Consider the following 5,656-nt stretch of genomic DNA (forward strand, 5'->3'; position numbering starts at 1 on the left):
TGACTAGAATCACGCCTCTTTCGCTGAAACGGAAACGGACAGCGGGGGAGAGAGAAGGAAGCGCGGCCGACTGCTAGAGAGGGAGTTGAAGCGGTAGGCAAGCGAGTCAGGAAGCGGGGCCCGGGTTTGCGACGACGAGATGTTTAAAAAGTTGTTGACGGACGAAGAAAAGGGGTTCATAATTTCGCTTCTCTGCTGCTGACAACGCAGCGCTGCTGAGCGGGCAGGAAAGCTTGGCAGAAAATGCTCTTTAACAATGAACAGCCGATAAGTGTGGGCGCTTGATGGAAGCGGACCTGGTTTTGCCGGGATAAGCAAAAGTATCAAGAGTCTCACACTAAAGTAAGTCAGGTTAATGAAGAGATTCATAACCTGTCAGCTTTGAGTGAGCGACCGGTTCCGAGAGGGACCGAAAACAGTAACAGGAATTGAACTGAAGAGTTTGATCCTGGCTCAGATTGAACGCTGGCGGCATGCCTTACACATGCAAGTCGAACGGCAGCACGGGCTTCGGCCTGGTGGCGAGTGGCGAACGGGTGAGTAATACATCGGAACATATCCTGTAGTGGGGGATAGCCCGGCGAAAGCCGGATTAATACCGCATACGATCTTTGGATGAAAGCGGGGGACCTTCGGGCCTCGCGCTATAGGGGTGGCCGATGGCTGATTAGCTAGTTGGTGGGGTAAAGGCCTACCAAGGCGACGATCAGTAGCTGGTCTGAGAGGACGACCAGCCACACTGGGACTGAGACACGGCCCAGACTCCTACGGGAGGCAGCAGTGGGGAATTTTGGACAATGGGGGCAACCCTGATCCAGCAATGCCGCGTGTGTGAAGAAGGCCTTCGGGTTGTAAAGCACTTTTGTCCGGAAAGAAAACCTAATGGCTAATAACCGTTGGGGATGACGGTACCGGAAGAATAAGCACCGGCTAACTACGTGCCAGCAGCCGCGGTAATACGTAGGGTGCGAGCGTTAATCGGAATTACTGGGCGTAAAGCGTGCGCAGGCGGTTTGCTAAGACCGATGTGAAATCCCCGGGCTCAACCTGGGAACTGCATTGGTGACTGGCAGGCTAGAGTATGGCAGAGGGGGGTAGAATTCCACGTGTAGCAGTGAAATGCGTAGAGATGTGGAGGAATACCGATGGCGAAGGCAGCCCCCTGGGCCAATACTGACGCTCATGCACGAAAGCGTGGGGAGCAAACAGGATTAGATACCCTGGTAGTCCACGCCCTAAACGATGTCAACTAGTTGTTGGGGATTCATTTCCTTAGTAACGTAGCTAACGCGTGAAGTTGACCGCCTGGGGAGTACGGTCGCAAGATTAAAACTCAAAGGAATTGACGGGGACCCGCACAAGCGGTGGATGATGTGGATTAATTCGATGCAACGCGAAAAACCTTACCTACCCTTGACATGGTCGGAATCCTGCTGAGAGGCGGGAGTGCTCGAAAGAGAACCGGCGCACAGGTGCTGCATGGCTGTCGTCAGCTCGTGTCGTGAGATGTTGGGTTAAGTCCCGCAACGAGCGCAACCCTTGTCCTTAGTTGCTACGCAAGAGCACTCTAGGGAGACTGCCGGTGACAAACCGGAGGAAGGTGGGGATGACGTCAAGTCCTCATGGCCCTTATGGGTAGGGCTTCACACGTCATACAATGGTCGGAACAGAGGGTCGCCAACCCGCGAGGGGGAGCCAATCCCAGAAAACCGATCGTAGTCCGGATTGCACTCTGCAACTCGAGTGCATGAAGCTGGAATCGCTAGTAATCGCGGATCAGCATGCCGCGGTGAATACGTTCCCGGGTCTTGTACACACCGCCCGTCACACCATGGGAGTGGGTTTTACCAGAAGTGGCTAGTCTAACCGCAAGGAGGACGGTCACCACGGTAGGATTCATGACTGGGGTGAAGTCGTAACAAGGTAGCCGTATCGGAAGGTGCGGCTGGATCACCTCCTTTCTCGAGCTTACCGCGAAGTGAAGCGCTCACGCTTATCGGCTGTTGATTAAGACAGGCTCAGGGGTCTGTAGCTCAGTCGGTTAGAGCACCGTCTTGATAAGGCGGGGGTCGTTGGTTCGAATCCAACCAGACCCACCAAGTTGTCTGGACAAGGAAGCCTGAGAGGTCTCTGTATGGGGGCATAGCTCAGCTGGGAGAGCACCTGCTTTGCAAGCAGGGGGTCGTCGGTTCGATCCCGTCTGCCTCCACCAATCACCAACGCTAAGTATTCAGTTTTGAGTATTTTGCATTGGCGATTGAGCCAGTCAGAGTGATGCAGGCGACTGTATCGGCTGTCGTTCTTTAACAATCAGGAAGAAGTAAGTAATTTGGATAGCGGAAGCGTCTAATGAGATGGGCGTGGAAGTTATCCGGGTTGTGATTGTATCGATGTATCTCAAGATGATTCGAACTTCATGTTCGACTCTAATTGGAATACGGCACAACGCGAGAACTCAACCTATAACGAGACAGACTCGTTATAGGGTCAAGCGAACAAGTGCATGTGGTGGATGCCTTGGCGATCACAGGCGATGAAGGACGCGGTAGCCTGCGAAAAGCTACGGGGAGCTGGCAAACAAGCTTTGATCCGTAGATGTCCGAATGGGGAAACCCACTCCGTATGGAGTATCCATGGCTGAATACATAGGCCATGTGAAGCGAACGCGGTGAACTGAAACATCTAAGTAACCGCAGGAAAAGAAATCAACCGAGATTCCCAAAGTAGTGGCGAGCGAAATGGGAAGAGCCTGTACTCTTTATTTGTATTGTTAGCCGAACGCTCTGGAAAGTGCGGCCATAGCAGGTGATAGCCCTGTAGGCGAAAACAGTATGAAAGAACTAGGTGTACGACAAGTAGGGCGGGACACGTGAAATCCTGTCTGAAGATGGGGGGACCATCCTCCAAGGCTAAATACTCGTGATCGACCGATAGTGAACCAGTACCGTGAGGGAAAGGCGAAAAGAACCCCGGGAGGGGAGTGAAATAGATCCTGAAACCGCATGCATACAAACAGTCGGAGCCTCGCAAGGGGTGACGGCGTACCTTTTGTATAATGGGTCAGCGACTTACGTTCAGTAGCAAGCTTAACCGAATAGGGCAGGCGTAGCGAAAGCGAGTCCGAATAGGGCGTTCAGTTGCTGGGCGTAGACCCGAAACCAGGTGATCTATCCATGGCCAGGATGAAGGTGCGGTAACACGTACTGGAGGTCCGAACCCACTAACGTTGAAAAGTTAGGGGATGAGCTGTGGATAGGGGTGAAAGGCTAAACAAACCTGGAAATAGCTGGTTCTCTCCGAAAACTATTTAGGTAGTGCCTCGTGTCTCACCTTCGGGGGTAGAGCACTGTCATGGTTGGGGGGTCTATTGCAGATTACCCCGCCATAGCAAACTCCGAATACCGAAGAGTGCAATCACGGGAGACAGACATCGGGTGCTAACGTCCGGTGTCAAGAGGGAAACAACCCAGACCGCCAGCTAAGGTCCCCAAATATGGCTAAGTGGGAAACGAAGTGGGAAGGCTAAAACAGTCAGGAGGTTGGCTTAGAAGCAGCCACCCTTTAAAGAAAGCGTAATAGCTCACTGATCGAGTCGTCCTGCGCGGAAGATGTAACGGGGCTAAGCCATATACCGAAGCTGCGGATGCGAGCTTGCTCGCATGGTAGGAGAGCGTTCCGTAAGCCTGCGAAGGTGCCTTGTAAAGGGTGCTGGAGGTATCGGAAGTGCGAATGCTGACATGAGTAGCGATAAAGGGGGTGAAAGGCCCCCTCGCCGTAAGCCCAAGGTTTCCTACGCAACGTTCATCGGCGTAGGGTGAGTCGGCCCCTAAGGCGAGGCAGAAATGCGTAGCTGATGGGAAGCAGGTCAATATTCCTGCACCGTCGTTAGATGCGATGGGGGGACGGATCGCGGAAGGTTGTCCGGGTGTTGGACGTCCCGGTCGCTGCATTGGAGAAGGCGCTTAGGCAAATCCGGGCGCAGGATTCAAGGGTGTGGCGCGAGCGACTTCGGTCGCGAAGCAATTGGAAGTGGTTCCAAGAAAAGCCTCTAAGCTTCAGTCTAACGATGACCGTACCGCAAACCGACACAGGTGGGCGAGATGAGTATTCTAAGGCGCTTGAGAGAACTCGGGAGAAGGAACTCGGCAAATTGGTACCGTAACTTCGGGATAAGGTACGCCCTGGTAGCTTGACTGGCCTGCGCCAGGAGGGTGAAGGGGTTGCAATAAACTGGTGGCTGCGACTGTTTAATAAAAACACAGCACTCTGCAAACACGAAAGTGGACGTATAGGGTGTGACGCCTGCCCGGTGCCGGAAGATTAAATGATGGGGTGCAAGCTCTTGATTGAAGTCCCGGTAAACGGCGGCCGTAACTATAACGGTCCTAAGGTAGCGAAATTCCTTGTCGGGTAAGTTCCGACCTGCACGAATGGCGTAACGATGGCCACACTGTCTCCTCCCGAGACTCAGCGAAGTTGAAGTGTTTGTGATGATGCAATCTACCCGCGGCTAGACGGAAAGACCCCATGAACCTTTACTGTAGCTTTGCATTGGACTTTGAACCGATCTGTGTAGGATAGGTGGGAGGCTATGAAACCGGAACGCTAGTTTCGGTGGAGCCGTCCTTGAAATACCACCCTGGTTTGTTTGAGGTTCTAACCTTGGCCCGTGATCCGGGTCGGGGACAGTGCATGGTAGGCAGTTTGACTGGGGCGGTCTCCTCCCAAAGCGTAACGGAGGAGTACGAAGGTACGCTAGGTACGGTCGGAAATCGTGCTGATAGTGCAATGGCATAAGCGTGCTTAACTGCGAGACCGACAAGTCGAGCAGGTGCGAAAGCAGGTCATAGTGATCCGGTGGTTCTGTATGGAAGGGCCATCGCTCAACGGATAAAAGGTACTCTGGGGATAACAGGCTGATACCGCCCAAGAGTTCATATCGACGGCGGTGTTTGGCACCTCGATGTCGGCTCATCTCATCCTGGGGCTGTAGCCGGTCCCAAGGGTATGGCTGTTCGCCATTTAAAGAGGTACGTGAGCTGGGTTTAAAACGTCGTGAGACAGTTTGGTCCCTATCTGCCGTGGGCGTTGGATATTTGAAGGGGGCTGCTCCTAGTACGAGAGGACCGGAGTGGACGAACCTCTGGTGTACCGGTTGTCACGCCAGTGGCATCGCCGGGTAGCTATGTTCGGAAGAGATAACCGCTGAAAGCATCTAAGCGGGAAACTCGCCTTAAGATGAGATATCCCTGGAGGCTTGACCTCCTTGAAGGGTCGTTCGAGACCAGGACGTTGATAGGTCGGGTGTGTACGCGCAGTAATGCGTTCAGCTAACCGATACTAATTGCCCGTAAGGCTTGATCCTATAACAAGTCTGTCTTACAGAACTTGTTGATTCTCGTGTGCGATACGCACAACCCAAGATTACTGCTTCTTCCAAGATTGGTTGCGCTGCGAAGCAACGCAACAACCCCCTTTGCCTGATGACCATAGCGAGTCGGTCCCACCCCTTCCCATCCCGAACAGGACCGTGAAACGACTCCACGCCGATGATAGTGCGGATCCCCGTGTGAAAGTAGGTAATCGTCAGGCTCCCCTTAAAAAAACCCCCGCCTACCCAGCGGGGGTTTTTGCTTTTACGCCCTCAAGCTCCACA

The 5,656-nt window shown here is 53.4% G+C and carries 1 protein-coding gene, 2 tRNA genes and 3 rRNA genes; 5 read left to right on the top strand and 1 reads right to left on the bottom strand.

All coding sequences use genetic code 11. From position 1 onward, the window contains the following. Nucleotides 1-9: 9 nt before the first annotated feature. Nucleotides 10-369 carry a hypothetical protein gene (locus BSIN_RS25935; protein WP_159936065.1) on the bottom strand — a complete coding sequence of 120 codons (360 nt, stop codon included), beginning with the start codon at nt 367-369 and terminating at the stop codon, nt 10-12. 61 nt (nt 370-430) lie between these two features. Here BSIN_RS25935 and BSIN_RS24845 point away from each other — a divergent pair. The 5 genes from BSIN_RS24845 (at nt 431) to rrf (ending at nt 5,592) form a co-directional block, all read left to right on the top strand. Next, nucleotides 431-1,961, top strand: a 16S ribosomal RNA gene (locus BSIN_RS24845). Between the two features lie 61 nt (nt 1,962-2,022). After that, a tRNA-Ile gene (locus BSIN_RS24850) sits at nt 2,023-2,099 on the top strand. Nucleotides 2,100-2,136: 37 nt separating this feature from the next. Continuing rightward, nucleotides 2,137-2,212 (top strand) — tRNA-Ala (locus BSIN_RS24855). Between the two features lie 273 nt (nt 2,213-2,485). Then, nucleotides 2,486-5,365 (top strand): 23S ribosomal RNA (locus BSIN_RS24865). A 114-nt stretch (nt 5,366-5,479) separates the two neighbouring features. Then, nucleotides 5,480-5,592 (top strand): 5S ribosomal RNA (gene rrf / locus BSIN_RS24870). Together the 16S, 23S and 5S rRNA genes with 2 tRNA genes alongside form the textbook arrangement of a ribosomal RNA operon. The last annotated feature ends 64 nt before the right edge of the window (nt 5,593-5,656 follow it).

This window comes from Burkholderia singularis, from assembly GCF_900176645.1.
Taxonomy (GTDB): Bacteria; Pseudomonadota; Gammaproteobacteria; order Burkholderiales; family Burkholderiaceae; genus Burkholderia; species Burkholderia singularis.